General features: G+C 58.4%; 21 protein-coding genes and 1 pseudogene. 13 read left to right on the top strand and 9 right to left on the bottom strand.

What is annotated here, in order from left to right; translation table 11 throughout:
* Positions 1 to 49 precede the first annotated feature (49 nt).
* Positions 50 to 1,552, top strand: a complete 1,503-nt coding sequence (locus tag PSEBG33_RS06575; RefSeq protein ID WP_005790658.1) for an amidase family protein — start codon at positions 50 to 52, stop codon at positions 1,550 to 1,552.
* Between the two features lie 96 nt (positions 1,553 to 1,648).
* The gene (locus PSEBG33_RS06580; RefSeq protein ID WP_005790655.1) at positions 1,649 to 2,206 is read left to right on the top strand and encodes an AAA family ATPase; all 558 of its coding nucleotides are present in this window, start codon (positions 1,649 to 1,651) and stop codon (positions 2,204 to 2,206) included.
* On the opposite strand, the gene PSEBG33_RS28995 is transcribed toward PSEBG33_RS06580, so the two are convergent.
* The 6 genes from PSEBG33_RS28995 to PSEBG33_RS06600 form a co-directional block, all read right to left on the bottom strand.
* Complete coding sequence (locus PSEBG33_RS28995) at positions 2,136 to 2,516, bottom strand: helix-turn-helix domain-containing protein (RefSeq protein ID WP_032803685.1); 381 nt, start codon at positions 2,514 to 2,516, stop codon at positions 2,136 to 2,138. The genes PSEBG33_RS06580 and PSEBG33_RS28995 overlap by 71 nt on opposite strands.
* Positions 2,517 to 2,622: 106 nt before the next feature.
* Positions 2,623 to 3,570, bottom strand: coding sequence for a hypothetical protein (locus PSEBG33_RS06585; protein WP_005790653.1), 948 nt, complete (start codon positions 3,568 to 3,570; stop codon positions 2,623 to 2,625).
* A gap of 251 nt (positions 3,571 to 3,821) precedes the next feature.
* Positions 3,822 to 4,469, bottom strand: a complete 648-nt coding sequence (locus PSEBG33_RS06590) for an HAD-IB family hydrolase (protein ID WP_032803684.1) — start codon at positions 4,467 to 4,469, stop codon at positions 3,822 to 3,824.
* 8 nt (positions 4,470 to 4,477) lie between these two features.
* Positions 4,478 to 4,672, bottom strand: coding sequence for an HNH endonuclease (locus PSEBG33_RS28990; RefSeq protein ID WP_087945261.1), 195 nt, complete (start codon positions 4,670 to 4,672; stop codon positions 4,478 to 4,480).
* A 50-nt stretch (positions 4,673 to 4,722) separates the two neighbouring features.
* The gene (locus PSEBG33_RS06595) at positions 4,723 to 5,973 is read right to left on the bottom strand and encodes a ribonucleotide-diphosphate reductase subunit beta (protein WP_005790649.1); all 1,251 of its coding nucleotides are present in this window, start codon (positions 5,971 to 5,973) and stop codon (positions 4,723 to 4,725) included.
* 573 nt (positions 5,974 to 6,546) lie between these two features.
* Positions 6,547 to 6,816, bottom strand: a complete 270-nt coding sequence (locus PSEBG33_RS06600; protein WP_032803681.1) for a DUF2790 domain-containing protein — start codon at positions 6,814 to 6,816, stop codon at positions 6,547 to 6,549.
* 398 nt (positions 6,817 to 7,214) lie between these two features.
* On the opposite strand from PSEBG33_RS06600, the gene acs reads away from it, so the two are divergent.
* The 7 genes from acs to PSEBG33_RS06635 all read left to right on the top strand — a co-directional run bounded on the left by acs (position 7,215) and on the right by PSEBG33_RS06635 (position 15,221).
* Positions 7,215 to 9,170, top strand: a complete 1,956-nt coding sequence (gene acs, locus PSEBG33_RS06605) for an acetate--CoA ligase (protein WP_005790645.1) — start codon at positions 7,215 to 7,217, stop codon at positions 9,168 to 9,170.
* Between the two features lie 656 nt (positions 9,171 to 9,826).
* A complete protein-coding gene (locus PSEBG33_RS06610; RefSeq protein ID WP_005790643.1) occupies positions 9,827 to 10,612 on the top strand; it encodes an ABC transporter substrate-binding protein in 786 nt (261 codons plus the stop codon).
* Between the two features lie 91 nt (positions 10,613 to 10,703).
* Positions 10,704 to 11,393, top strand: coding sequence for an ABC transporter permease (locus tag PSEBG33_RS06615; protein WP_003193627.1), 690 nt, complete (start codon positions 10,704 to 10,706; stop codon positions 11,391 to 11,393).
* Positions 11,390 to 12,088 carry an ABC transporter permease gene (locus tag PSEBG33_RS06620; RefSeq protein ID WP_005790641.1) on the top strand — a complete coding sequence of 233 codons (699 nt, stop codon included), beginning with the start codon at positions 11,390 to 11,392 and terminating at the stop codon, positions 12,086 to 12,088. Before PSEBG33_RS06615 ends, PSEBG33_RS06620 begins: the two co-directional genes overlap by 4 nt.
* 1 nt (position 12,089) lies before the next feature.
* The gene (locus tag PSEBG33_RS06625) at positions 12,090 to 13,202 is read left to right on the top strand and encodes a succinylglutamate desuccinylase/aspartoacylase family protein (RefSeq protein ID WP_005790639.1); all 1,113 of its coding nucleotides are present in this window, start codon (positions 12,090 to 12,092) and stop codon (positions 13,200 to 13,202) included.
* Positions 13,203 to 13,229: 27 nt separating this feature from the next.
* Entirely contained in the window at positions 13,230 to 13,994 is a 765-nt protein-coding gene (locus PSEBG33_RS06630) for an ABC transporter ATP-binding protein (RefSeq protein ID WP_005790637.1), read from the top strand.
* 246 nt (positions 13,995 to 14,240) lie between these two features.
* Positions 14,241 to 15,221, top strand: a complete 981-nt coding sequence (locus PSEBG33_RS06635) for a GlxA family transcriptional regulator (RefSeq protein ID WP_005790635.1) — start codon at positions 14,241 to 14,243, stop codon at positions 15,219 to 15,221.
* An 8-nt stretch (positions 15,222 to 15,229) separates the two neighbouring features.
* Here the strand turns inward: PSEBG33_RS06635 and PSEBG33_RS06640 are convergent, their stop codons facing one another.
* From PSEBG33_RS06640 to PSEBG33_RS06645, 3 genes and pseudogenes are all read right to left on the bottom strand, one after another.
* Entirely contained in the window at positions 15,230 to 15,532 is a 303-nt protein-coding gene (locus PSEBG33_RS06640) for a leucine-rich repeat domain-containing protein (protein WP_005790633.1), read from the bottom strand.
* A gap of 14 nt (positions 15,533 to 15,546) precedes the next feature.
* Positions 15,547 to 15,741 (bottom strand): annotated as a pseudogene (locus tag PSEBG33_RS30005) (dermonecrotic toxin domain-containing protein); the annotation flags it as partial.
* 79 nt (positions 15,742 to 15,820) lie between these two features.
* Complete coding sequence (locus PSEBG33_RS06645) at positions 15,821 to 20,788, bottom strand: leucine-rich repeat domain-containing protein (RefSeq protein WP_232289391.1); 4,968 nt, start codon at positions 20,786 to 20,788, stop codon at positions 15,821 to 15,823.
* Between the two features lie 426 nt (positions 20,789 to 21,214).
* Here PSEBG33_RS06645 and PSEBG33_RS06650 point away from each other — a divergent pair, with 426 nt between their 5' ends.
* The 4 genes from PSEBG33_RS06650 to astD all read left to right on the top strand — a co-directional run bounded on the left by PSEBG33_RS06650 (position 21,215) and on the right by astD (position 26,126).
* Positions 21,215 to 22,435, top strand: a complete 1,221-nt coding sequence (locus tag PSEBG33_RS06650) for an aspartate aminotransferase family protein (RefSeq protein WP_005790630.1) — start codon at positions 21,215 to 21,217, stop codon at positions 22,433 to 22,435.
* 128 nt (positions 22,436 to 22,563) lie between these two features.
* Positions 22,564 to 23,583 carry an arginine/ornithine succinyltransferase subunit alpha gene (aruF, locus tag PSEBG33_RS06655; protein WP_005790628.1) on the top strand — a complete coding sequence of 340 codons (1,020 nt, stop codon included), beginning with the start codon at positions 22,564 to 22,566 and terminating at the stop codon, positions 23,581 to 23,583.
* A 51-nt stretch (positions 23,584 to 23,634) separates the two neighbouring features.
* Positions 23,635 to 24,660, top strand: a complete 1,026-nt coding sequence (gene astA / locus PSEBG33_RS06660; RefSeq protein WP_005790626.1) for an arginine N-succinyltransferase — start codon at positions 23,635 to 23,637, stop codon at positions 24,658 to 24,660.
* Positions 24,660 to 26,126 (top strand): succinylglutamate-semialdehyde dehydrogenase, encoded by a 1,467-nt coding sequence (astD, locus tag PSEBG33_RS06665; protein WP_005790624.1) that lies wholly within the window; start codon positions 24,660 to 24,662, stop codon positions 26,124 to 26,126. The genes astA and astD overlap by 1 nt, the downstream gene beginning before the upstream one ends.
* Positions 26,127 to 26,184: the final 58 nt, after the last annotated feature.

Here is a 26,184-nt window from a genome sequence, read left to right as displayed (position 1 = left end):
GGATCAACGAGGATCCTTCGCCATTTCTTACTCTCGCAGGAGATGTTTCATGTTTGGTATTGGCTCTGGTGTAAGTTTTTTTGTTAACTACTCGCATAACACTTTACCTGTTCAATCGTCGCCAGCGATTTCAAAACCGATCCCCGCCGGGACGGAATATGCCAGTGTGCGCGAACTGGCTGAGCAGATGTCGCGACCGGGGGGCATCACCTCGCAAGGGCTGGTCAATTATTTGCAGGAGCGCATTCGCACGCTGGATCCGCAACTGAGTTCTGTTATTGAACTCAACCCGCAAGCGCTTGAAAGCGCCCGCGCGCTGGACCAGGAACGGGCCAATGGCAAAGTGCGCGGACCACTGCACGGAATACCTGTCTTGCTCAAAGACACCATTGAAACCGCGGGCATGCAAACCAGCGCAGGTGCCTTTGCTCTGGTAGGGGAGTCGGCGGGTAAAAACGCTCCATTAGTTGAATACCTGATCAGCCAGGGCGCCGTGATTCTCGGTAAAACCAACATGACGGAGCTGGCCGGTTTTCGCGGCGCTCCCGATGGCTGGAGCACCCGCGGTGGTCAGACTCGCAACCCACATCATCCGGACGCGCAGGTGGGTGGTTCCAGTTCCGGCTCGGCCGCAGCCGTCGCCGCAGGGTTGGCACCCTTGGCGGTGGGGGCCGAAACCAACGGCTCGATCATCGTGCCCGCGGCATTCAATGGTGTGGTTGGGCTCAAGCCGAGCGTCGGTTTGTTGGACCGCAATGGCATTATCCCGGCTAGCCAGCACCAGGACACACCGGGCCCGATGGCACGGTCGGTGTTCGATGCGGCGCTGATGCTCAACGCCATGTCTGGCCGCGACCCTCACGATCCGGCGAGCGTGGGCGCTCCCGAAGGGGTTGATTACACGCAGCTATTGGTACCTGGTGCGTTGAAGGGCAAGCGTATTGGATATCCCGCGACGTTTTCTGCAAACGGTGAAGTTCAGGCTGTGGAAAATAGTGCGCAATTCAGCAAAGCACTGGAGGTGCTTGAGGCACAAGGGGCGGTTTTAGTGCCGATTAACCTGCGTATGGCAGATGAGTCACGCTATGAAGAACTGTTGTTATCGGATGTAAAGGAAGAGTTGAATGGCTATTTGGCCAAGCGCACGGGATTGCCAGTCAAGTCACTGGCTGAGCTGATCAAGTTCAACGAAGACCGTGACGGCACGGATACCGATCATCAGCCCCTGCTCAAGCAGATCAATGCCTCCACACTGGCGCCAGAACAGCGCGAAACGGCGTGGGAAAAACTGATCGAGGATTTTCGCAGCAGCGTGGATGAGCCGATCAAGAGTTACAAACTGGACGCCATAGTGTCGGATTTTGATACCAACAGTTACTTCGGCGTAGCAGCGGCCGGCTACCCAGGTATCACCGTGCCCTCCGGCACGAACGAAGACGGTTTACCCACGGCGGCCCACTTCTTCGGCACCCGTTGGAGCGAGCCCACGTTGTTGGCGGTGGCCCACGGATATGAGCAGGCCGCACAAACGGCAACCAAGCCTGGGCTTTGATCGGTCAGGTCATTTTGCGTCGCAAAAGGAGTGTCGGGCACTGAACCTGCCGGCCTGAAACTTCACGGTTTACACTCAATGCCATGGAGGGACGCCATGGCATACAGAATTCATATCCTCGGCGCAGCGGGCACCGGTTGCACTACCTTGGGCAAGGTATTGGCCGAGCACCTGAATATTGCCTGTTTCGACTCCGATTTCTATTACTGGCAGCAAACCCTCGAACCCTTTTCCATCTCCCGGCCCCGGGACGAACGCCTCCACCTGCTGCAGGAACACACCGCCGGCCATCAAGGCTGGGTATTGTCGGGGTCACTCTGCGGCTGGGGCGACGCGATGATCCCGCTATTCACCCATGTGGTGTTCCTGCGCGTGGAACCGCAAGTGCGCCTGCAACGCCTGCGTCTGCGAGAAGCGCAGCGCTACGGGGAGCAGATCCTGGAAGGTGGCAGCCGCCATCAAAACAGCGTCGCCTTTCTCACCTGGGCCGCACGCTACGATACTGGCAATCACAGCCTACGTAGCCTGCGTCGGCATGAAACCTGGTTGAAGCCGTTGAGCTGCCCGGTGATCCGGCTGGACGCTACGCACCATTCGGTTGAGGAGTTGGTGAATCAACTGACGCCGTTGTTGAACCCATCAACCGAGAAATGAGGCCTGGTGCTGTGGGCTCGGCGGTTACGGTGTCAAACCGGCGTACACTCATGCCCCACCCCGGCGCAAACCCCGGGAAGAACACCAGCCCTTGCGCCTCCAGGCAAAACGCCAGGATCAAGCGGGTTTCATCGTCGACTTCGCCGTGGGCCTCCAATTGTTGAATCGCCTCTACCGCCACGCCCGCCTGGCGAGCCAGATGTTCGCGGCTCCAGCCCAGCATAACGCGAGCCTGTGCGCAGTGTTTGGCGGTGAATTGGTGCAGCACGATCTGCTGTTCTACGAAAGAGCTCATTGCCAGAGAGGACATGGGGGTTCTCCAGGTTCGACGGGGGAGGCGCAACTATACTGTGTTTTTGTACAGTTGTTTATACCGCTCATCATCTGGATTTTTTCGTCGCGGTTTCAACGCCCGGTTATTCCATCCCCGACGCCTCCCGGATAATCAGGTGATCCAGGTTCTCGATATTCGCACTGAATACCCCGAACGTTTGCTCTGGGTTTTTCTTGCTGGGCACCTGCTTGAGTTCCGGTGTCACTCCGTAGAAGAAACAATACAGCGGTCGCTCGCTGCTGGCCGCCGCCTTGATCTGCTCCAGGAAAACCGTGCGCTTGCGGTAGCTTTCGATGAGCTTTTTGCTCAGGTATACATTGACTGAATAGGGCTTTTTATCGAGCCACACCTTCTTTTCGAAGTCGATGCGAAAGCTGCTTGTGTAGTCTTTGATTTCCTTGATCTTGCCCCAGTAGATCAGGCCCTTGTTGTCTTGCAGGTATTCGATTTTCTTGAAGAACGACCAGTAAGTCGCCGCGTGCTCACCAATCTTCAAGGGCATGGCCTTGAGCTTGTCCTTGTCATCGATGTTCGACACATAGCATTCCACCGGATGGGCGAACACACTGGTTTTGTCCGGGGTTGTGTCGCTGCTGACATGGGATTTCTCAACGCGATTTGAAGGCGTTTTCGTTGGCTCTTGTGGGGCGCCTCCATCGATGCCGGCAGCAGGTGTTTTACGTTCGTACTGACGGCGTGTCAGTACCAATTCCGATGGGAAGTTGTCCTCGCGCTCGTCGTCACTTTCACCGGTCGCAGTCTTTTGGCTGCTGGCATAGCGACAGCCTTCGATATGCCGGGTGCCGGGTTTGTTCTTGAAGTGTGGGGTGCGCAGGTAATTGACGTTCTTGGCGTTGAAGGTGCTCAACACATTGCCGGCATCGAACGCTGCGCGGCACGCGTCGTTGGGGCAGAGGAAGCGGTCCTTGTCGGAATCGAAGTTGGTGGTTTCGTCGAAATTCAGCTCTCGTACGTCGTAGATCGACAACTTGTCATCGAGAGCCAGGCTGTAGGCCGTGTCGAATTTCATGGGCATCGGTCCGTGGGGATTTGGCTATTAATAGCCGGATCCTGTGTAAATATCAGCAAGAACCTGCAACGCGTCGTCCGCTCAAGAAGCCTGACGGTAAAAGCGTCTGCAACGGCTCTCGGCGTAGGCCTCAAAACCACGACGTAAACACCATTCCACTGAGATGCACGGATCAAATGTGGGAGCTGTCGAGCCCCAGCGAGGCTGCGATGGGATCGACTTTGTTCCCAGTCGATTCCCACCCACCCGCATCACCGCTGCAACCGAGCCCGCTTTTTCTTCTTCGCATGAAAGTGCCGAAAATGCGCATCCTGCGCCGCCGCCAACAATTCCCTATCCCCCCGCGTATCGCCCCAGGCCCGCAGCCGATACTCGCCCAAATCCCCATACACCGCCTCAAGCCGCAGTACCTTGTTCTCACAACGGCAATTATTCCCGGTGAGCTTGCCGGTCAACACCCCGTCGACCACCTCAAGCTCAGTCCCAATCAACTTGATCCCAAGGCGATTGGCAAACGGCTGCAACACCAACGCCGGCGACGCCGAACACAGCGTCACCACCGCCCCTGAGCCCAACTCCTGCTCCACCGACAACACCCCCGCCGGGCGCATCAACCGCGCCCAATTGCGCTGGCAATACTCCTCGGCCTTCTGTTGCACCCACGTCTTCTCAACACCGGTCATAAAGGTGCGGATCAACTGCGCCTTCAACTCATCCCGGCTGATCTGCCGCACCAAAAAGCGCAGCCCAGGCACTGCCAGCTTGACCATCCGGCCATAAAACTCACCGGGGCCAAAGGCAAACTTGAGGAAGGGCACGAAACTGTCGTGGTGGGTGAGGGTGCCGTCGAAGTCAAAGACGGAAAGTACTTTGGCGTCTGCGGGGCCGGCTTCGAGCATTTCTGGGTTCACGGGTTGGCCTCGGTCCTATCTAATAGTTTTAAGCGTGCATCAGCTGTGACAGCAGGAGTCTGCTCCCGTGCCCGATGAGAACACTGATGGCAATTGCGGCACAAGGCTACAGCATTGGTGATGCGATCCGAACCCTTCTGGGCAAGGTGCTTGACGCGATATGCTTCAAAAAGTGGCAATTCACCGTGCATAAAAAAGCCCTGAACAAGTCAGGGCTTCATCGTGTTGCTTGGCTTAGGGATCAATCCCAGCTCAGCGCGCCGCCGGTCTGGTACTCGATCACACGGGTCTCGAAGAAGTTTTTCTCTTTCTTCAAGTCCATGATCTCGCTCATCCACGGGAACGGGTTGGTGGTGCCTGGGTACTCTTCCTTCAAGCCAATCTGCGACAGGCGACGGTTGGCGATGAACTTGAGGTAATCCTCCATCATCGCCGCGTTCATACCCAGAACACCGCGAGGCATGGTGTCGCGCGCATATTCAATCTCCAGCTGCGTGCCCTGCAAAATCATCTGGGTCGCTTCTTCCTTCATCTCGGCATCCCACAAGTGCGGGTTTTCGATTTTGATCTGGTTGATCACATCGATACCGAAGTTCAGGTGCATCGACTCATCGCGCAGGATGTACTGGAACTGCTCGGCCACGCCAGTCATCTTGTTGCGACGACCCATGGACAGGATCTGGGTGAAGCCGCAGTAGAAGAAGATGCCTTCCAGTACGCAGTAGTAGGCGACCAGGTTACGCAGCAGTTCCTTGTCGGTCTCGACGGTGCCGGTTTCGAACTTCGGATCGGAGATCGAGCGGGTGTACTTGAGGCCCCAGGCTGCCTTTTTGGCGACCGATGGAATCTCGTGGTACATGTTGAAGATCTCGCCTTCATCCATGGCCAGCGATTCGATGCAGTACTGGTAGGCGTGGGTGTGGATCGCTTCTTCGAATGCCTGGCGCAGGATGTACTGGCGGCATTCCGGGTTGGTGATCAGGCGGTACACGGCCAGCACCAGGTTGTTGGCGACCAACGAGTCGGCGGTGGAGAAGAAGCCGAGGTTACGCATGACGATGCGGCGTTCGTCGTCAGTCAGGCCTTCAGGGTTTTTCCACAGGGCGATGTCGGCGGTCATGTTGACCTCTTGCGGCATCCAGTGGTTGGCGCAGCCGTCGAGGTATTTCTGCCAGGCCCAGTCGTACTTGAAAGGCACGAGTTGGTTGAGGTCGGCGCGGCAGTTGATCATGCGCTTTTCGTCAACGGCGACGCGGGCGGCGGAGCCTTCCAGCTCGGCGAGGCCTTCGGCGACGTCGAGTTTGTCCAGGGCGGCCTTGGCGCGCACGATGGCGGCCGAATCACTGGCAGTGACGGCGCGGGCTTCGATGGCGGCAGCGGCGCCGGCGCCGTCGAGGCGGTCCATGTTGGCTTCGGTGGCGTGGCCGGCGTTGGCGCCTTTGGTGGCTACTTCGCCTTCTTCTTCTTTGTCGAATTCGTCCCAGCTCAGCATGACGTGTCGTCTCCTGCGTGAGGGCTCAAAGGTGCCCGTGTGAAACCGGATGGTTGGGTGTTCACACGGCCCTTGGGCCGCGGTGGATCTTAAGGAATCGTTTGTTGCAGCTAGCGCACGCATTAAACGGAATAGGGCTACGGGTGCTCTGCGTGAGGCTTGAGGTGCGCAGCGGTAGGTGCAAGCTCGCGCGGGATGCCTCAGGTCTGGCTCTTCGTCCCAGTGTAAAGGGATATTGCAGGCCCGATTTACCCGCGCATTATAGGGAAAAATTTGGGTTTGTGTTGCGGCGGATGGTCACTTGAGCGCGCCAAAATGACGTGGTTTTCGGCCAGAGCGAGTGTTTGCAAGGCTTTGCTGGGGATGGAAATTTCTGCCGGGTGTTGGGAGAAATTTTATGGGGAGGGGAGGGAGCAGGTGAGAAGGGCTGTATGGGACGTCGTGGCTGAAACCGCCATCGCAGGCAAGCCAGCTCCCACATTTGATTTGCGGTGTATTCGAGGTGGGTTCTTGGCCGCAAGATTGATTTCTTGCGGCGACCAAGATCCGGGTTGAATCTAAATAACCAAGTTGTTATCCGTTAGAGCAACCATTGCCCATCACTTGATAGTTGAGGATGTGTCGTTGACCTTGGGAGTCTTCATATTCCATCTTTACCGGAACAACTTCACAGACTTCCGGAATACTGCTCATGGACAATACTTTAGCCACATCCAAGTGAGTGCTGTAGGTGTAATCCTCAACAATCGGGGCGTTGTGGCCGGCCAGCTCAGTCGGGGCTTCGTCGGCCAGGGCGGCGGTGGCGCACAAGCTGCTGAGGGCCATAACTAATAGAGCTTTCATTTCTTCATTACCTTCTTCAGGGCGAAAGGGGTCACGGGGCCCTTGTGAGGCCGCGTGTGTAACTTAAAAGTTGGGAAGTTCGGATTAACCTGCCTTCGTGGGGGCTGTTACGTTGTTAATCACAGTGCCTTGGTTGGCGGAAGTGATTCTAAGCCTGCGCGTTATATTCATATACCCGTGCTTTTGATAAACACCTTTGGCGGTTTTTGTAACAATCGGTCGATCAAAGTTTTTTCAGTTACCCGCAACGCACCGCAGACCGCGGGCCAGAGCAGCAAGCAGGCATAGCAGGGCAATTTGTAGGGTCTTGTTACTACCATCGTCGAATGGTTCTATAGGTCCACCCCGGCTACAACAGGGGCCATACAACAACAACTATTGTCACCGAGGTAAGAAAGATGAGTGCGGCTTCCCTGTACCCTGTTCGCCCCGAAGTAGCAGCCAACACGCTGACCGACGAGGCGACCTACAAGGCCATGTACCAGCAGTCGGTGGTCAACCCCGATGGCTTCTGGCGTGAGCAAGCCAAACGCCTTGACTGGGTCAAGCCTTTCACCGCGGTGAAGCAGACCTCGTTCGACGACCACCATGTCGACATCAAATGGTTTGCCGATGGCACCTTGAACGTTTCCTACAACTGCCTGGACCGTCACCTTGCCGAACGTGGCGATCAGATCGCGATCATCTGGGAGGGCGATGACCCAGCCGAGAGCCGCAATATCACCTACCGCGAGCTGCATGAGGAAGTCTGCAAGTTCGCCAACGCCTTGCGTGGCCAGGATGTGCACCGCGGTGACGTGGTGACTATCTATATGCCGATGATTCCCGAAGCCGTGGTCGCCATGCTGGCCTGTACCCGCATCGGTGCGATCCATTCGGTGGTGTTCGGCGGTTTTTCCCCGGAAGCCCTGGCCGGTCGCATTATCGACTGTAAGTCGAAAGTGGTGATCACCGCTGACGAAGGCATACGTGCGGGTAAGAAGATTCCGCTTAAGGCTAACGTCGACGACGCCCTGACCAACCCGGAAACCAGCAGCATCCAGAAGGTTATCGTGTGCAAGCGCACCAATGGTGCGATCAAGTGGAATCAGCATCGCGACATCTGGTACGAAGACTTGATGAAAGTGGCGGGCACCGTGTGTGCGCCAAAAGAGATGGGCGCCGAAGAAGCGCTATTCATCCTCTACACCTCCGGTTCCACCGGCAAGCCTAAAGGCGTGCAGCACACCACCGGCGGCTACTTGCTGTATGCCGCCCTGACCCACGAGCGTGTGTTCGACTACCGCCCGGGCGAAATCTACTGGTGCACCGCGGATGTCGGCTGGGTCACCGGCCATACCTATATCGTCTACGGCCCGTTGGCCAATGGCGCGACTACGCTGCTGTTCGAAGGCGTGCCGAACTACCCGGACATCACCCGGGTGGCGAAGATCGTCGACAAGCACAAGGTCAACATCCTCTACACCGCACCCACTGCGATCCGCGCCATGATGGCCTCCGGCACTGCCGCCTGCGAAGGCGCCGACGGCAGCAGCCTGCGCCTGCTCGGTTCGGTGGGCGAGCCGATCAACCCGGAAGCCTGGGACTGGTACTACAAGAATGTCGGCCAATCCCGATGCCCGATTGTCGATACCTGGTGGCAGACTGAAACCGGCGCGACCCTGATGAGCCCATTGCCGGGCGCCCACGCGCTCAAGCCAGGCTCGGCCGCGCGGCCCTTCTTTGGTGTAGTGCCGGCGCTGGTGGACAACCTCGGTAACATTATTGAAGGCGCTGCCGAAGGCAATCTGGTGATCCTCGATTCGTGGCCTGGCCAGGCGCGTACCCTGTACGGCGACCATGACCGTTTTGTCGATACCTATTTCAAGACCTTCCGCGGCATGTACTTCACTGGCGATGGCGCCCGTCGCGATGAAGATGGCTACTGGTGGATCACCGGTCGTGTGGATGACGTGTTGAACGTGTCCGGCCACCGCATGGGCACTGCCGAGATTGAAAGCGCCATGGTTGCCCACCCTAAAGTCGCCGAAGCGGCGGTGGTGGGTGTGCCGCACGACATCAAGGGGCAGGGCATCTATGTGTATGTCACGCTCAAGAATGGCGAAGAGCCCAACGAAGCGCTGCGCCTGGAGCTGAAAAACTGGGTGCGCAAGGAAATCGGCCCGATTGCTTCACCGGATGTGATCCAGTGGGCGCCGGGGCTGCCTAAGACACGGTCGGGGAAAATCATGCGCCGCATTTTGCGCAAGATCGCTACGGCTGAATACGATGGGCTGGGGGATATTTCCACCCTGGCGGATCCAAGTGTGGTGGCGCATTTGATTGAGACGCACAAGACCATGAACGTCGCGTAAGCGCGGATAGTCAAATAAAGCCCCATCCGGTTTAAGCCGGATGGGGCTTTTCTACGGGATCTAACAATCACCAGATATCCAGTGGGAGGGGGCTTGCTCCCGATAGCATCAGGTCTGTGCCAAATATACTGGCTGACCCGCCGCTATCGGGAGCAAGCCCCCTCCCACATTTGGAGCGCACTTCAACCACCAAGCCAATAAATATCGGTTTTTGCTGTGGGACGTTTCAGAATGTTACCGGCTGGTGCAAATGTGTAACCCCGCCCCCAAACCTGAGGCAATGGACCACGCTCGCGCCCCTGAAAACCGCGTTTTAGACCCCCTGATAAATTAGATTAAACGCCACACTTGCCGTGCTAGAAGGGTTTGCGAATAATAGGCCCGCAATTTGCAGCATCATCAGGTTTAATATCTTTTGTCTCTGCATAAAACTCAGAGGCTGTCAATGAGCTGGAACCGCTTTCTCAGTGCTTCTGTAAATAGTTGTCGCATTGAGGAAATATCGGCTTCCGGCCTGTCGTTAGAATGCCGATCACTCGCTCGTCGTCGCAGGTGTTGCCCGCGCAGGACGCAGCCCCGCTATTCGGTTACACCTTCGCGCATCGTGGGCCATGGCTCATACTGCTGTTTTTGCCCTATACCGATGGAGTCCCAAGATGAAGAAACTCGTGCTGTTGGGCGCCCTGGCGCTGTCCGTGCTGTCCATGCAGGCTTTCGCCGAAGGCAAGCCACTGAAAATTGGTATCGAAGCGGCTTACCCTCCATTTGCTTCGAAGGCACCGGACGGCAGCATCGTCGGGTTTGACTACGACATCGGCAATGCGCTGTGCAAGCAGATGGACGTCAAGTGCACTTGGGTCGAGCAAGAGTTCGACGGCCTGATCCCTGCGCTGAAAGTGCGCAAGATCGACGCGATCCTGTCGTCCATGTCCATCACCGAAGACCGCAAGAAGTCCGTGGACTTCACCACTCGCTACTACCTGTCCCCAGCGCGCCTGGTGATGAAGGAAGGCACCACCGTCAGCGACAGCCTGGATGAGTTGAAGGGCAAGAAGATCGGTGTGCAGCGCGGTTCGATCCACGACCGTTTCGCCCGTGAAGTCCTGGCGCCAAAAGGTGCGGATATCAAGGGTTACAGCACCCAGAACGAAATCTACCTGGACGTGGCCGCCGGTCGTCTCGACGGTACCGTGGCTGACGCTACCCTGCTGCAGGACGGCTTCCTGAAAACCGACGCCGGCAAAGGCTACGCGTTTGTAGGCCCGTCGTTCACCGAAGCCAAATACTTCGGCGACGGTATTGGTATCGCAGTGCGCAAAGGCGACAAGGAAAACCTTGACCGCATCAACGCAGCGATTACCGCGATCCGTGCCAACGGCGAATACAAGAAAATCCAAGACAAATACTTCGATTTCGATATTTACGGCGCTGATGCCAAGTAAATAGTCGCAGCTGTCTGTCCGAAATGGCGCAAGCACCAGTCATCCTGAAGTTTGCGCCATTTTTTCATCCCCCTTTTCGAGGACCTGAATCATGTTGAAAGGCTACGGGGCCGTTATCCTCGATGGCGCATGGTTGACGCTTCAGCTCGCCTTGTCGTCCATGGCCTTGGCCATTGTTCTGGGTCTGATCGGGGTCGCGTTACGCCTGTCGCCGGTGCGCTGGTTGGCCTGGCTGGGTGACCTGTACTCCACGGTGATCCGCGGGATCCCCGACCTGGTGCTGATTTTGCTGATTTTCTATGGCGGCCAGGACTTGCTCAACCGCGTCGCGCCGCTATTGGGCTTTGACGACTATATCGACTTGAACCCCTTGGCCGCCGGTATTGGCACATTGGGTTTCATCTTTGGCGCCTACCTTTCGGAAACTTTCCGTGGCGCCTTCATGGCCATTCCCAAGGGCCAGGCTGAAGCCGGCCTGGCGTATGGCATGAGCAGCTTCCAGGTGTTTTTCCGGGTGATGGTGCCGCAGATGATTCGGCTGGCGATCCCCGGGTTTACCAACAACTGGCTGGTATTGACCAAGGCCACCGCGCTGATTTCGGTGGTGGGTTTGCAAGACATGATGTTCAAGGCCAAGCAGGCGGCAGATGCCACCCGCGAACCTTTTACCTTCTTCCTCGCAGTGGCGGCGATGTACCTGGTGATCACCAGCGTGTCGTTGCTGGCCTTGCGTTACCTTGAGAAGCGCTACTCGGTAGGCGTAAGGGCGGCTGATCTATGATCTTCGACTACAACGTCATCTGGGAGGCCATGCCGCTGTACCTTGGCGGCCTGCTGACCACCCTGAAACTGCTCGCCATCTCGCTGTTCTTCGGCCTGCTTGCGGCCTTGCCCCTGGGCTTGATGCGGGTGTCCAAGCAGCCGGTCGTCAATGGTGTGGCCTGGCTCTACACCTATGTGATCCGCGGCACGCCGATGCTGGTGCAGCTGTTTTTGATCTACTACGGCCTGGCCCAGTTCGAAGTGGTGCGCGAGAGCTTCCTGTGGCCGCTGCTGTCCAGCGCGACGTTCTGTGCGTGCCTGGCGTTTGCGATCAACACCAGCGCCTACACCGCCGAGATTATCGCCGGCAGCCTCAAGGCCACGCCTAACGGTGAGATCGAGGCGGCCAAGGCCATGGGCATGTCGCGCTACAAGCTGTACCGCCGCATCCTGTTGCCGTCGGCCCTGCGTCGTGCGCTGCCGCAGTACAGCAACGAAGTGATCATGATGCTGCAGACCACCAGCCTGGCGTCCATCGTCACGCTGATCGACATCACCGGTGCCGCGCGTACGGTCAATGCCCAGTATTACCTGCCGTTCGAAGCCTATATCACCGCCGGCGTGTTCTACCTGTGCCTGACCTTCATTCTGGTGCGCCTGTTCAAGTTGGCCGAGCGCCGCTGGCTGAGCTATCTGGCTCCACGGAAGCACTGATATGGAACGTATCGATCATCTGCTGCCCTGGGGGCACCTGGGCTGTGAGCGCCAACTGAGCGTATTTCGCTTCGGCAGCGGCGAGCGCAAAGCCTATATCCAGGCCAGCCTGCACGCTGATGAGTTGCCGGGTATGCGTGCCGCATGGGAACTGAAAAAACGCCTCACCGAGCTGGAACAGCAGGGCGCCCTCAACGGCGTGATCGAGCTGGTGCCGGTGGCCAACCCGATGGGCCTTGGCCAGCTGTTGCAAGGCAGCCACCAGGGGCGTTTCGAAGTGGGCAGCGGCAAGAATTTCAATCGCGACTTCGTTGAGTTGAGCGAGCCGGTCGCTGCATTGCTGCAAGACAAACTGAGCGATGACCCGCACGCCAATGTGCGCATGATTCGCCAGGCCATGAGCGATACGCTCACCGCCTTGCCCGAGCCGAGCAGCCAGTTGCAAGGCATGCAGCGCATTCTGCTGAGCCATGCCTGCACCGCCGATGTAGTGCTGGACCTGCATTGCGATGCCGAAGCCGCGCTGCACATGTACGCTTTGCCGCAGCACTGGCCGCAGTGGCGGTCGCTGTCAGCGCATTTGAATGTGCAGGTCGGCCTGCTGGCGGAAGATTCCGGCGGCAGTTCGTTTGACGAGGCGTGCTCGTTGCCGTGGTTGCGTTTGTCGCGCCTGTTCCCCGAGGCGCAGATTCCGCTGGCCTGTCTGGCGACAACGCTGGAATTGGGCGGCCAGGCCGACACAGGCCGTGATGAAGCGATCTTCCACGCCGAAGGCATTCTGGCATTCCTCGCCGAACAGGGCTTGATCAGGGGCCAATGGCCCGCACCGCAACATGAACCTTGTGAAGGCATGCCCTTCGAAGGCACCGAGTTGCTGTTCGCCCCCCATGCCGGAGTGATCAGTTACCTGCGTAAAGCTGGCGACTGGGTAGAAACCGGCGACGAGATTTTTGAAGTGATTGACCCCCTGACCGACCGCGTAAGCACCATTTGTGCGGGCACCTCGGGGGTGTTGTTTGCCGTTGAACGGCTACGTTATGCCCAAGCGGGTTTCTGGCTGGCCAAGGTGGCGGGGCGCGAAGCGCTGCGTCACGGGCGCTTGCTCAACGACTGACCACCTGTTTTTGTGAGAACCGACCGCATGTACAAGCTTGAAGTCCAAGACCTGCATAAACGCTATGGCAGTCATGAAGTGCTCAAAGGTGTGTCCTTGGCCGCAGCGGCCGGTGATGTGATCAGCATCATCGGTTCCAGCGGTTCGGGCAAAAGTACCTTTTTGCGCTGCATCAACCTGCTGGAGCAGCCCCACGCCGGCAAGATTCTGCTCAATAACGAAGAGCTGAAACTGGTGGCCAACAAGGATGGCGCCATGAAGGCTGCCGACCCCAAGCAACTGCAACGTATGCGTTCACGCCTGTCCATGGTGTTCCAGCATTTCAACCTGTGGTCGCATATGACCGCGCTTGAAAACGTGATGGAAGCCCCGGTGCACGTGCTGGGCATGTCGAAGAAAGAAGCCCGTGAAAAGGCCGAGCATTACCTGGCCAAGGTCGGCGTGGGCCATCGTAAGGACGCGTTCCCGGGCCACATGTCCGGTGGCGAACAGCAGCGTGTGGCGATTGCCCGTGCGCTGGCGATGGAGCCCGAGGTAATGCTGTTCGATGAGCCTACTTCGGCGCTGGATCCGGAGCTGGTGGGCGAAGTGCTCAAGGTCATGCAGGACCTGGCCCAGGAAGGCCGCACCATGGTAGTGGTGACCCACGAAATGGGCTTTGCCCGTGAAGTGTCGAACCAGTTGGTGTTTTTGCACAAAGGCATTGTTGAAGAGCGTGGTAATCCGCGGGAAGTGCTGGTGAACCCGCAGTCCGAACGGTTGCAGCAGTTCCTCTCTGGCAGTTTGAAATAGTCAAGGCTGCTTTTGTGCACCGGGATAGTGCATGCTCCGCAGTCTTGAGGTTAGCCCCGATCTCCTGTGGGAGCTGGCTTGCCTGCGATAGCGATGCATCAGTCAATGATGTGTTAACTGACCCACCGTCATCGCAGGCAAGCCAGCTCCCACTTTTGATCTCTGTTTGTTTTGGGATTTGTAGTTGATTACGGGCTAGCATTGGCCCACGGCTTCTTTCACTGTTTTCGCTCCGGATAGCACTCCATGACCGCCCACAAAATTGGTTTCCTGATTTGGCCCAGCACAAAAGCACTCACGCTTGCGCTGGCTGAGGAGGCCTTGCGCGTTGCTCAGCGGGTGCATCCGGATGTGGTCTACGAGTTGTCTTTTCTGCAGGCCGAGCCGCAAACCGAGGGGGCCTGGCAGTTGCCGGGCGAGCCGTGGGCCGGCAAGTTGGAAGGCTTTCAGAAACTGTTCCTGTTGGCGGATGAACCGCCTACCGTCATCGCGTCGCAGCTCAGCACTGCGCTCAAGCAGCTGGTTCGGGCTGGGTGCGTGATCGGTGGGTTATCGGCGGGTGTGTACCCGTTGGCCCAGCTTGGTCTGTTGGATGGTTATCGCGCTGCCGTGCATTGGCGCTGGCAGGACGATTTTGCCGAGCGCTTCCCCAAGGTCATCGCCACCAGCCATTTGTTCGACTGGGACCGTGATCGCCTGACCGCTTGTGGCGGCATGTCGGTACTCGACCTGCTGCTGGCGGTGCTGGCCCGCGATCACGGCGCGGAGTTGGCCGGTGCTGTGTCCGAGGAATTGGTGGTGGAGCGCATCCGCGAAGGCGGTGAGCGCCAACGTATTCCACTGCAAAACCGCCTGGGCTCCAGCCATCCCAAGCTGACCCAGGCGGTGCTGTTGATGGAAGCCAATATCGAAGAGCCGCTGACCACCGACGAGATCGCCCAGCACGTGTGCGTGTCGCGACGACAACTGGAACGGATCTTCAAGCAATACCTCAATCGCGTCCCCAGCCAGTACTACCTGGAACTGCGCCTGAACAAGGCGCGCCAGATGTTGATGCAAACCAGCAAGTCGATCATCCAGATCGGCCTGTCGTGCGGCTTCTCCTCGGGGCCGCATTTCTCCAGCGCTTACCGCAATTTCTTTGGCGCCACGCCGCGCGAAGACCGCAACCAGCGGCGCAGCAGCAGCCCCTTCGAGTTGTCGTCGGTGCCCTCAGAGCGCGGCTGATTAAACAGTTAGTCTTCTTCTGGTACTGGCAGAGCTGCTACCAGCGGCGTGCCTTGGGAGTCCACGGTGGCGGCCGCGACCTGGAAGTCCACACCTGTGCGTTGGTAGTACTGACGCAAGCGCTCCATGCTTTGCGCCGACAGTGGGTTGCCGCTCAAGTCGCTGTCGCCATTGAAGGTTGCTGACGTCTCCAGCAAGTCCTGTGGTATCTCCCGGATCGCGTTATTGCTCAGGTCCAGCGTTTGCAGTTGATCCAGGCCAAATACGCCCTCTGGAACTTCGCTCAGTGCCGCGTTGCTCAGATACAGCACAGCCAATTTTTGTGTTCGAAGTTATGCAAGGCGGCGTCAAGCAGCGAGACGGTCCAGGTACGTGTGGCGCCCGAACGTATCGGGAACCATGGGATGTTGAGGGCAATACACAGGCGCAAATAGGTGGCCTCGACATCCAGCTCCAGGCCGAAGTTGGCTTTCAGGGCCTGTTCAAGCAGAGGCGTGGCGAACGCCTTGACGTCCTGCAGGCATTTGTAATGCCTGGTCTACCGTATTTGCGCATTCCAGTGGGCGCCCGTCAGGCGCTTGAGTGCGGTTGAGCATTTTCTATTCATCCCCCTCTTCTTCGGACGGAGTGTCGTCGAGTGTTGGAGGGGGCTGTCGGGCTTCAGGCACGCCAAAGTCCACGGCCGTACGACGGTAGTAACGGCGCAGTTTGGCTATCGTTTCTGGCAAGAAGGGGTTGCCGCTGAGATTGAAGCCGTCAGCCATGTCCGCGTCTAATTCAAACAGGTCGTCGGGAAGCTCGGTCATTCGGTTGTTGCTCAAGTTCAGGGCATCGAGCCGTGGCAGGTTGAACAGCTTGTGAGGGGGCTCGGTAAGGCCGGCGTTTTCGATCATCAAGGTTTCTAACCTGGACATTTTGCTGACGTCGGGGGCGATTCCCAAGTTGGGGTTGTGACTCAGAACCAGGTATTCAAGATTGTGCAGGTCGCTCAATTCTGCGGCGCTCGTTGGTGTCAATCGGATATTGCTTTGCGTCAGGTTGAGTGCCTTTAGCTTCGGTAATTTGAATACGCCCGGGGGAATGTCTTGCAATGTATACCGGTGGATAAACAGGCTCTCCAGGTTGGGAAAACGTTCGAGAAATCCCTCGGGGATTGATGTGGTGTCCTCTCCCTCGAGTTCCAGCTTTGAAATATGGTCGAAATTGGCCCTCGGTACCGGTAGATCGCCGAGCAGTGGCGTCGTTAATTTCATTTGATGGAAGTTTGCCGGTGGCACATGTGCTAAATCCTGGCTGGTTTCCCGTCGCCAGCCTTCCTCCAGTAACGTCTTGAACTGGTCTCGAAGGATTTGTTGTCGTGCCCGAGTGTCCTCGTCCAGGGGGGCGCCCGAGTGCTGTTCAGGGACGTTTGCCACCCATTCTCCCAAGCCTGCTTGCAGGCTCTCGTAGTCTGCTTTCAGGCGTACAAGTATTGCCATTGAGTCATCCAGGCCACCGGGCAGCCGGTAAATAAAGTTGTTGGCCTTATCGACGGTGAAGGTGGGGTAGAGCGCCTGGGCCAGCGAACGTTCGGTAGGAAGGGCGTCTGCACCAAAATGTTCGCTGGTCCTCTGGCAATAGCTTTTGATGTGCTCCCGTGCCGTGCGGGAGAGTTCATTGCCTGACAAATTAATCGTTCTGGCGGTTGCTTTGGACACGTTGAAGAGGTTGGCGGGCAGTCTGCTCAAGTAGTTGTTGCTGAGGTTGGCACTCGTCAAAAGAGGGCGACCGATCAAGCCTTCGGGGATCAGGGAGATGTTGGTGTGGCTCAGGTTCAGCGTCTGCAAGTTGGCCATGCGCCTAAGGTCGGGGCTGAGTGACAGTTGGGGGTTGTTAGAGAGGTCCAGATGTCGAAGCCCGGTCAATGTGGCAAGGTCTGCACGGTTTTGAGCGGTCAGGTTGAGGTTGCAATTGCGCATCGTCAGGCTGTTGAGATGGGGAAGCCCTATGACCTCAGAGGGGATTGTGTTGAGGGCAATATCGCTAATCTCCAGCGTGCGCAGGTTGGGGAAGTGAGTCAGGAAGTCGGGTGCGCCTCGGGTGGTGTGGTAGCCCGCCAGTTTCAGGTTGGAAATGTGAATGAAGCGCATATTCAGTGTCGGGAGCTCGCCATATACGGCGTCGAGCTGCAATAGGTGGCCTTCTCTGAAGCCAGGGTCCGGGGGCAGTTCATGACGCCAGGCGCTGATCAGCTGGCGTGTCCATTCCCCGCGAATGAGTTGCTCATCCGCGATTCTCGAGGGAGGGAGTGGGACTTGGGTATCAATAAGGGTTTGCGGGGTGTTGAAATACCAGGCCGAAAGGCGATTTTCGAACTGTGAAAACTCCATCTTCATGGATTGAAGCGTTCGTAGGGGAGAGCCGGGCAGAGTTCGCAGGAAGTTCAGTGCACCGCTCACTTGTGTCGGGAGCAGGCGGGGGTATAGCTCATGTAATAACTGAGCCTCCAGGCTGTTACCTGGGGTTGCCGGGGTGGCACCGTAGCCCTCCATGCCGCCGGGCAGGCGCATCAGCGTCGGGTCGTAAAAGGGTTTGCGCACGGGGTGCTCGGCCAGCAGCGCGCCAAGCGCTTCACGCGTCAATGTGTGCTGACGCAAGGTTTGCCTCAGCAGCGGGCCTTGGCCGATATGAATGCCCAGTGCATCGCGCTGCGCGTCAGGTAGCGCCTGGAGGACGGCAGTGTAGAAGTCGGTTTCTCCAAACAGGGTGCCCTTGCCGTCTTCGGGGATGTAACCACCGTCGACAGCCACGAGAATGCGTTGGATCGGCGCTTGGGGGCTACCGATAGCATCTCGTACCTCGCCGGTACGGCTGAAATCGGTGACTACCAGGCGTACCTGTGGCGACCATCCCGGCAGGTTTTCCAGCGAATGCAGGGCGAGTCGATGTGTATCGCTGCTTTGCAGGGCGTCCATGTACAGCCCTTCATGGGCCCGGCTGATTCGCGCCTCATGGGCGGCCCAGCGTGCGCGATCAATCACCGGTCTGGGCACGCGGCCTTGATCGATATCCAGCAGCTCTTGGCCGGTGGCGCCGCGTAATACTTCTTCGGCAACACTCGTTGGCAGGCCATCGGTGGTGTCGATGATTTTTTGCAGGCGTGCGTTATCGGTTGTTTCAGCTTTTCGATAGCGCGAGTCAAACATGGAGGCACGTTTGTCTTGGGCTTGGCGTGCCAAGCGTTTGCGCAGTGTGGCGGTGCGCACGTGCATTTGGGGAGTAGTGCCGAACTCTTCCTCAAGCAAGGTTTTGCGCTCTGACTCGTCCAAGGTTTCCAGCAGGGTTTTCAGCAGGTCGCCATTGTGCATCTGGGCTTCGTGTATTTGCGCCACGGCGGCGTTTTCCCGGCCTTTATGCTCCCAGACAGTTTCACCTTTTGCATTGAGAAACCGCAGCGTCTTGGATTCGGGCCACAGATGGGTCTGGCTCAGTAGCCACAATTGGGTCTGGGGGTCGGCTTTTTGATAAACCAGGGGGGCGTCACTGTTCATCTGGTCGATGAAGTCTTGTAACTGCTCATCAATCTTTATGCGCTTGAGTGTGTCTACCAGCAGTGGGGGCGGCGGTTGGCGGTCCATGTACGTTTTGCGCAGGACGCCTTCGTCGGTTCCGCTGATGCGATAGGCTTGTTCAAGGCCCGCCTCACTGATGGTGTCGGCCGGCGGGCCGAGGCGGCGCAGCAGGGTGGTGCGATCCCACGTCAGTGGGCGATCCAGTGGTGTCAGCCAGGCGCCCTTGCCATTGCCGATTATCTGCGGACGGTAGGCATGCGCACGGGTGGGATGCGCAAGGTAGGCGTTGCCCGACTGTTGCTCGACAGAAAAATGCAGCCCATCGAGTGGCAGGATCTGTTTGTCTTCATGGGCATGCAATCCCTGCGGGTCGGGGCGTGACCCGGCGACGAGTTGAATGTCATGGGCGTAGGGCGCCAGATCTGGCTTCCACAGGCGGGTTTTGCCGGTGGTGGTGACCGGCAGGAGCGAGTCAAAAAAGTCCCACACCTCCTTCGGTAGCGCCTGTCGCAGCAGGTCTCTGGCAATTGGTATGCCGACCACAAACATGCCCAGTTGAATCATTTGTTCAAGGAAAGACATCAGATGCCCGAATGCCTGCTTCTTGAGCCCTTCGGCCCAATCGATGATGCCTTCGAAAGCATCATCGAGCATTTGATAGGCGGTATAGCCGAGCATCGCCAACCCCAGCGGTGGAATGAAGGGCGCGGCGATGAACGCGGCGATTTCAAGAATGGCTTCACCGATTTTTTGCGCAATACCCCAGCGCTTCCATCGTGCGTTGCTATCGGCGTCGGCGGTGGGTATAGCTGTCACCCGTGCGTCATTGAGCAGTTTGTTGAGCTTGTTCTCATACAGATGCTCGTACAGGTCGCCAGTGATTTTTGTCGCGTAAAATTGCAGGTTGGGTTTGGTCACCGGCTCGTCGCGCCAGGTGGGGCGTGGGTCGCCGGCGACCTGCTCGTGCCACACCACTTCTGACAAGCGGTTGTTGAGGTCGGCGAAGAAGTAGCCTCGATGTTCATGGTTGACGAAACGGCTGAAAAACGCCTGGTAGTCGGCGCTGCGCAGCTTGTTTGCCAGGTCCTGCATGAATATTGTGCCGTTGGCGTAATACTTGAGGGGGGACTGCGGATCGCCGGGAATATAGGCCACCACCGGGACTGCGCTTCGGTGTAACTCCAGGTCGGGGGCGAGCAGTGCAATGCCGGTCAGTGGCGCGTTCATCAGGCTAAGGTCATGGCTGAGCAGCGTTTTGCCATCGAGCTCGCCGTTAAAGTCTTTTAGAAAGCGGCTAAGTGTATAAAAGTCCGGGCGTGTCACATCCTTTTTCAGAAGTGCCATCTGAAGGCTGGCTTGCGCTTCGGCTTTCAGGCTTTTGATGACCTTATCGCGCAACCGGGCTTTGAGAACGGCGTCGTTGAACCCGAAAAACTGCTTCAGGTAGCTTTGATATTCCTTGCCGATATCCAGCTTGCGGCACAGCTCGATGAATTGCGAGATGCTGATTTTGTCGCGCATCTGAGGCAGCGTGTCGAACGGTCCAGTGAGGGACGATTGGGTGATGCCGTTCGACTTTGCAGTACACGCCGTTGTTTCGCTGTCCGGGGTCAGAGTGTCGGGCTGCTCTGTGACGGGCGATTGGATGAGGTAGGTCGACTCTGTGGTATGCGCCGCTGGTTTGCTTTCATCCGCATCGAAGTTGTGCAGCGCCGCCTCCACCAGTGACACGGTCCAGGAGTCGGCGCCCGTCTCGATGGGGAGCCCGGGCAGGGTCCGAGGGGTATACAGGCGCAGATAGGTGGTGCTGACATCGGACTCAACGCCAAACTGCTTTTTGAGGGCTTGTTGCAGTAACGGGGCCGCAAATGCTTGCGGCGACTTGAGTGTTGCCAGGGCCGCATCGACTTGGTTTTGCGCCTCCCAACTGGTCTGCACTGCATTTTTGAGGGGCGCATGTTGCGAGCGATCGGCTTCGCCATACCAATCGGCGAATTCAAGCTTGATGTTTTTCAAGGCTTGGCGCTTATCGCATGAGGCGTTTCCAAGCCATTTCGGAAGGTTGGTGTAGGCCCCGGCGGGCACTCTGCGTGCTGCATCTGTAAGGGCTAGGTTGATAGGCGTTAACGTAGGTGTGTGCACGTGGCTGATCCTTCAGTGAATAACGTCACCGTCATCACAGCAAGCTTGAGGGGCACAAAGGTCACAGATAGTTAAGGGCGTGAGGAAAAATCAGCGCGTCGTACCTCTGCCTCTCAAATGGCGCAGCGTTTACACTGCGCCATTGCGACGCAATATGTCGCATTGCCGTAAACCCGCGTAAAACCGGGGTTGGCGCTATAAGAAGTTGTCGCTTGGCGACAAGGTGGCGCTGAAAACTGTCCTTACAATCCCTGCATCGCCCGCCAGTTCCAGGCAGGCGTTCCTCTTCAGGAGACTCCGATGTCCGTTGAGCAAGCCCCGGTGCAACGTGCCGATTTCGACCAAGTAATGGTGCCTAACTATGCACCTGCCGCCTTTATCCCTGTGCGTGGCCAAGGTTCGCGCGTGTGGGATCAAGCAGGTCGTGAGCTGATCGACTTTGCCGGCGGCATCGCGGTCAACGTATTGGGCCACGCCCACCCGGCGCTGGTCGGTGCACTGACTGAACAGGCCAACAAGTTGTGGCATGTGTCCAACGTCTTCACCAATGAGCCGGCCCTGCGCCTGGCCCATAAGCTGATCGACGCAACCTTTGCCGAGCGTGTGTTCTTCTGCAACTCCGGCGCTGAAGCCAACGAGGCCGCGTTCAAGCTGGCCCGTCGTGTGGCCTTTGACCGTTTCGGCAGCGAGAAATACGAGATCATCGCCGCGCTGAACAGCTTCCACGGCCGTACCCTGTTCACCGTCAACGTCGGCGGCCAGTCCAAGTACTCCGATGGTTTCGGGCCTAAAATCACCGGCATCACCCACGTTCCTTATAACGACCTGGCAGCGCTGAAAGCTGCTGTGTCGGGCAAGACCTGCGCCGTGGTGCTGGAACCGATCCAGGGCGAAGGCGGTGTACTGCCGGCTGAACTGGCTTACCTGCAAGGTGCCCGCGAACTGTGCGACGCGAACGATGCGCTGCTGGTGTTCGACGAAGTGCAAACCGGCATGGGCCGCAGCGGCCACCTGTTTGCCTACCAGCATTACGGTGTGACGCCGGACATCCTCACCAGCGCCAAGAGCCTGGGCGGCGGTTTCCCGATTGCGGCGATGCTTACCCGTGAAGACTTGGCCAAGCACCTGGTGGTCGGCACCCACGGCACCACCTACGGCGGCAACCCGCTGGCGTGCGCAGTGGCCGAAGCGGTGATCGACGTGATCAACACGCCAGAAGTGTTGGCCGGTGTTAACGCCAAGCATGACGTGTTCAAGGCGCGCCTGGAGCAGATCGGCAAGCAATACGGCATCTTCACCGAGGTGCGTGGCATGGGCCTGTTGATCGGTTGCGTGCTCAGCGATGCCTTCAAAGGCAAGGCCAAGGACGTGTTCAACGCGGCCGAAAAAGAGAACCTGATGATCCTGCAAGCTGGCCCGGACGTGGTGCGTTTTGCGCCGAGCCTGGTAGTGGAAGAGGCGGACATCAACGAAGGCCTGGATCGTTTTGAGCGTGCTGTGAAGACGTTGACCCAAGCCTGATACAAATCTATCTGCCGGACCGGATCAAATGTGCGAGGGGGCTTGCCCCCTCCCACATTAGGAACAGTGTTGTTCCTGACCTGTCCGGTATTTTTTTCCATGAGTTTTTCGAGTTAAGGAGTAACACCATGCTGGTGATGCGCCCCGCGCAAATGGCTGATCTGGGCGAGGTACAGCGTCTGGCTGCAGACAGCCCGATTGGTGTTACTTCCTTGCCGGACGATGTTGAACGCCTGAGCGACAAGATCGCCGCCAGCGAAGCTTCTTTCGCGGCCGAGGTAAGCTTCAACGGTGAAGAGAGCTATTTCTTCGTGCTCGAAGACACCGATACCGGCAAGCTCGCCGGCTGCTCGGCCATCGTTGCTTCAGCCGGCTACTCCGAACCGTTCTACAGTTTCCGTAACGAAACCTTCGTGCACGCCTCCCGAGAGCTGAAGATCCATAACAAGATCCACGTGCTTTCCCAGTGCCATGACCTGACCGGTAACAGCCTGCTCACCAGTTTCTACGTGGTGCCGGAATTGGTCGGATCGCCCTGGTCGGAACTCAACTCCCGTGGCCGCCTGTTGTTCGTTGCCAGCCACCCCGAGCGCTTTGCCGATTCGGTGGTAACCGAGATTGTCGGCTACAGCGACGAAAACGGTGATTCGCCGTTCTGGGACGCCATCGGTCGCAACTTCTTCGACCTCAACTATGCCGCCGCCGAGCGCCTGTGCGGGCTGAAAAGCCGCACCTTCCTCGCCGAGCTGATGCCGCATTACCCGATCTACGTGCCGCTGTTGCCGGACGAAGCCCAGGAAGCCATGGGCCAGGTGCACCCGCGTGCGCAGATCACCTTCGACATCCTGATGCGCGAAGGTTTCGAGACCGACCACTACATCGACATCTTCGACGGTGGCCCAACGCTGCACGCACGGGTTTCGGGTATTCGCTCGATCGCCCAGAGCCGCGTGGTACCGGTGAAGATCGGCGAGATGGTCAAGGGCGTCGGTCGCCAGTACCTGGTGAGTAACGCGCAGTTGCAGGATTACCGCGCGGTGATGCTGGAGCTGGACTATGCGCCAGGCAAGCCAGTAACCCTGGACCTGGCGGCGGCCGAAGCCCTGGGCGTTGGCGAAGGCGCGAGCGTGCGTTTGGTAGCGGTATAAAAACAGAGTTTCGCGGGTGGCTGACAACAGCGGCCCGTTCGAGGAGATAGCATGATCGTTCGTCCCGTACGCAGCAGCGATTTACCGGCCCTGATTGATCTGGCGCGCAGCACCGGCACCGGCCTGACCACCTTGCCGGCCAACGAAGAGCGCCTGACCCACCGGGTTGGCTGGGCGGAAAAAACCTTTCGCGGCGAAGCCGGGCGCGGCGATGCCGACTACCTGTTCGTGCTGGAAAACGATGAAGGCCGCGTGGTCGGCATTTCTGCCATTGCCGGTGCCGTGGGCCTGCGTGAGCCCTGGTACAACTTCCGGGTCGGGCTGACCGTCAGCGCCTCTCAGGAGCTGAATATCTACCGCGAGATTCCGACGCTGTTTCTGGCCAACGACCTCACCGGCAATTCCGAATTGTGCTCGTTGTTTTTGCATGCCGATTATCGCAACGGTCTTAACGGCCGCATGTTGGCCAAGGCGCGCATGTTGTTTATCGCGGAGTTCCCGCAATTGTTCGGCAACAAGATCATTGCCGAGATGCGCGGCGTATCCAACGACGCCGGGCGTTCGCCGTTCTGGGAAAGCCTGGGTCGACACTTCTTCAAAATGGAGTTCAGCCAGGCCGACTACCTTACCGGTGTGGGCAACAAGGCGTTTATCGCCGAGCTGATGCCGAAGTTTCCGCTGTACAGCTGCTTCCTGTCCGAGGATGCGCGCAACGTGATCGGCAAGGTCCATCCGGACACCGAGCCGGCCCTGAGCATGCTCAAGAGCGAAGGGTTCAGCTATCAGGGCTATGTCGATATCTTCGATGCGGGCCCGGCGGTGGAGTGTGAAACCAGCAAAATCCGTGCGGTGCGCGACAGCCAGTCGCTGGTGTTGGCCATTGGCACGCCGGGGGACGACGCCACGCCGTTCCTGATCCATAACCGCAAGCGCGAGGAGTGCCGTATCACTGCTGCTCCGGCCCGGCTGGCGGCAGGTACCCTGGTGGTCGATCCGCAGACCGCCAAGCGCCTGCAACTGGTGGTGGGTGATCAAGTGCGTGCCGTACCGTTGTCCGCTGCTCGGGAGTCCAAGTAATGAATTCGCTGTATATCGCAGGTAGCTGGCTGGCTGGCCAGGGGGAGCTGTTCGAATCGCGCAACCCGGTGACCCAGCAGGTATTGTGGGCCGGCAACGGCGCCACCGCCGAGCAGGTCGAGTCCGCCGTGCAGGCGGCACGCCAGGCATTCCCTGCGTGGGCTCGTCTGCTGTTGGAAGAACGCATCAGCGTGCTGGAAGCCTTTGCCAACACCCTGAAAAACCGTGCCGATGAAATCGCCCGCTGCATTGGTGAGGAAACCGGTAAGCCTTTGTGGGAATCGGCTACCGAAGTCACCAGCATGGCCAACAAGATCGCCATCTCGGTGCAGAGTTATCGTGAGCGCACCGGCGAAAAGAGCGGCCCATTGGGTGATGCCACCGCGGTATTGCGTCACAAGCCTCACGGCGTGGTGGCGGTGTTCGGCCCGTACAACTTTCCGGGGCATTTGCCCAACGGCCATATCGTCCCGGCCTTGCTGGCGGGTAATACCGTGCTGTTCAAACCCAGCGAGCTGACCCCGAAAGTTGCCGAGCTGACCGTGCAATGCTGGGTCGAAGCCGGCCTGCCGGCGGGCGTGTTGAACCTGCTGCAAGGCGCGCGGGAAACCGGCATCGCCCTGGCCGCCAACCCCGGCATAGACGGCTTGTTCTTCACCGGCTCCAGCCGCACCGGCAATCATCTGCATCAGCAGTTTTCGGGGCGCCCGGACAAAATCCTCGCTCTGGAAATGGGCGGCAACAACCCGCTGGTCGTGGATGAAGTGGCCGATGTGGATGCGGCGGTCTACACCATCATCCAGTCTGCGTTTATCTCGGCTGGTCAGCGTTGCACCTGCGCCCGTCGCTTGTTGGTACCGGAAGGCGCCTGGGGCGATGCATTGCTGGCGCGGCTGGTGGCGGTGAGCGCAACGATTGAAGTCGGTGCGTTCGACCAGCAACCGCCGCCGTTCATGGGCTCGGTAATCTCCCTTGGCGCGGCGAAAGCCTTGATGGACGCCCAGGAATTGATGTTGGCCAATGGCGCCGTAGCGCTGCTGGAAATGACCCAACCACAGGATCAGGCCGCATTGCTGACCCCAGGCATCATCGACGTGACCGGCGTAACCGAGCGCGAAGACGAAGAACTGTTCGGCCCGCTGTTGCAGGTGATTCGCTACGCGGATTTCGCCGAGGCAATCGCAGAGGCCAACAACACCCAATACGGCCTGGCCGCTGGCCTGTTGTCGGATAGCGAAGCGCGTTACCAGCAGTTCTGGCTGGAAAGCCGTGCCGGTATCGTCAACTGGAACAAGCAGTTGACCGGCGCCGCCAGTACCGCACCGTTTGGCGGGGTAGGGGCCTCGGGTAACCATCGGGCCAGTGCGTATTACGCGGCCGATTATTGTGCGTATCCGGTGGCGTCGCTGGAAACGCCGAGCCTGGTGGTTCCAGCCACGCTAACCCCCGGCATTACACTGATCTGAATGTAGGAGGGGGCTTGCGCCCGATGGCGGTGTGTCAGTCACCTGATTAGTCAACTGA

The sequence above is a fragment of the Pseudomonas synxantha BG33R genome, from assembly GCF_000263715.2.
Classification (GTDB): domain Bacteria; phylum Pseudomonadota; class Gammaproteobacteria; order Pseudomonadales; family Pseudomonadaceae; genus Aquipseudomonas; species Aquipseudomonas synxantha_A.
Note: the sequence above shows the minus strand (reverse complement) of the source record. Positions and strands in the feature narration are given on the sequence as shown.

What these genes read in the sequence shown, in the direction of transcription:
- astA (WP_005790626.1), top strand. Translation starts at nt 23,635, where the DNA reads ATGATCGTTCGTCCCGTACGCAGCAGCGATTTACCGGCCCTGATTGAT.
- PSEBG33_RS06650 (WP_005790630.1), top strand. Translation starts at nt 21,215, where the DNA reads ATGTCCGTTGAGCAAGCCCCGGTGCAACGTGCCGATTTCGACCAAGTA.
- PSEBG33_RS06590 (WP_032803684.1), bottom strand. Translation starts at nt 4,469, where the DNA reads ATGCTCGAAGCCGGCCCCGCAGACGCCAAAGTACTTTCCGTCTTTGAC.
- PSEBG33_RS06630 (WP_005790637.1), top strand. Translation starts at nt 13,230, where the DNA reads ATGTACAAGCTTGAAGTCCAAGACCTGCATAAACGCTATGGCAGTCAT.
- PSEBG33_RS06635 (WP_005790635.1), top strand. Translation starts at nt 14,241, where the DNA reads ATGACCGCCCACAAAATTGGTTTCCTGATTTGGCCCAGCACAAAAGCA.
- PSEBG33_RS06580 (WP_005790655.1), top strand. Translation starts at nt 1,649, where the DNA reads ATGGCATACAGAATTCATATCCTCGGCGCAGCGGGCACCGGTTGCACT.
- PSEBG33_RS06600 (WP_032803681.1), bottom strand. Translation starts at nt 6,816, where the DNA reads ATGAAAGCTCTATTAGTTATGGCCCTCAGCAGCTTGTGCGCCACCGCC.
- astD (WP_005790624.1), top strand. Translation starts at nt 24,660, where the DNA reads ATGAATTCGCTGTATATCGCAGGTAGCTGGCTGGCTGGCCAGGGGGAG.
- PSEBG33_RS06610 (WP_005790643.1), top strand. Translation starts at nt 9,827, where the DNA reads ATGAAGAAACTCGTGCTGTTGGGCGCCCTGGCGCTGTCCGTGCTGTCC.
- PSEBG33_RS06575 (WP_005790658.1), top strand. Translation starts at nt 50, where the DNA reads ATGTTTGGTATTGGCTCTGGTGTAAGTTTTTTTGTTAACTACTCGCAT.
- PSEBG33_RS06585 (WP_005790653.1), bottom strand. Translation starts at nt 3,570, where the DNA reads ATGAAATTCGACACGGCCTACAGCCTGGCTCTCGATGACAAGTTGTCG.
- PSEBG33_RS06615 (WP_003193627.1), top strand. Translation starts at nt 10,704, where the DNA reads ATGTTGAAAGGCTACGGGGCCGTTATCCTCGATGGCGCATGGTTGACG.
- PSEBG33_RS06620 (WP_005790641.1), top strand. Translation starts at nt 11,390, where the DNA reads ATGATCTTCGACTACAACGTCATCTGGGAGGCCATGCCGCTGTACCTT.
- PSEBG33_RS28990 (WP_087945261.1), bottom strand. Translation starts at nt 4,672, where the DNA reads ATGCACGGTGAATTGCCACTTTTTGAAGCATATCGCGTCAAGCACCTT.
- PSEBG33_RS06625 (WP_005790639.1), top strand. Translation starts at nt 12,090, where the DNA reads ATGGAACGTATCGATCATCTGCTGCCCTGGGGGCACCTGGGCTGTGAG.
- aruF (WP_005790628.1), top strand. Translation starts at nt 22,564, where the DNA reads ATGCTGGTGATGCGCCCCGCGCAAATGGCTGATCTGGGCGAGGTACAG.
- PSEBG33_RS06595 (WP_005790649.1), bottom strand. Translation starts at nt 5,973, where the DNA reads ATGCTGAGCTGGGACGAATTCGACAAAGAAGAAGAAGGCGAAGTAGCC.
- PSEBG33_RS28995 (WP_032803685.1), bottom strand. Translation starts at nt 2,516, where the DNA reads ATGTCCTCTCTGGCAATGAGCTCTTTCGTAGAACAGCAGATCGTGCTG.
- acs (WP_005790645.1), top strand. Translation starts at nt 7,215, where the DNA reads ATGAGTGCGGCTTCCCTGTACCCTGTTCGCCCCGAAGTAGCAGCCAAC.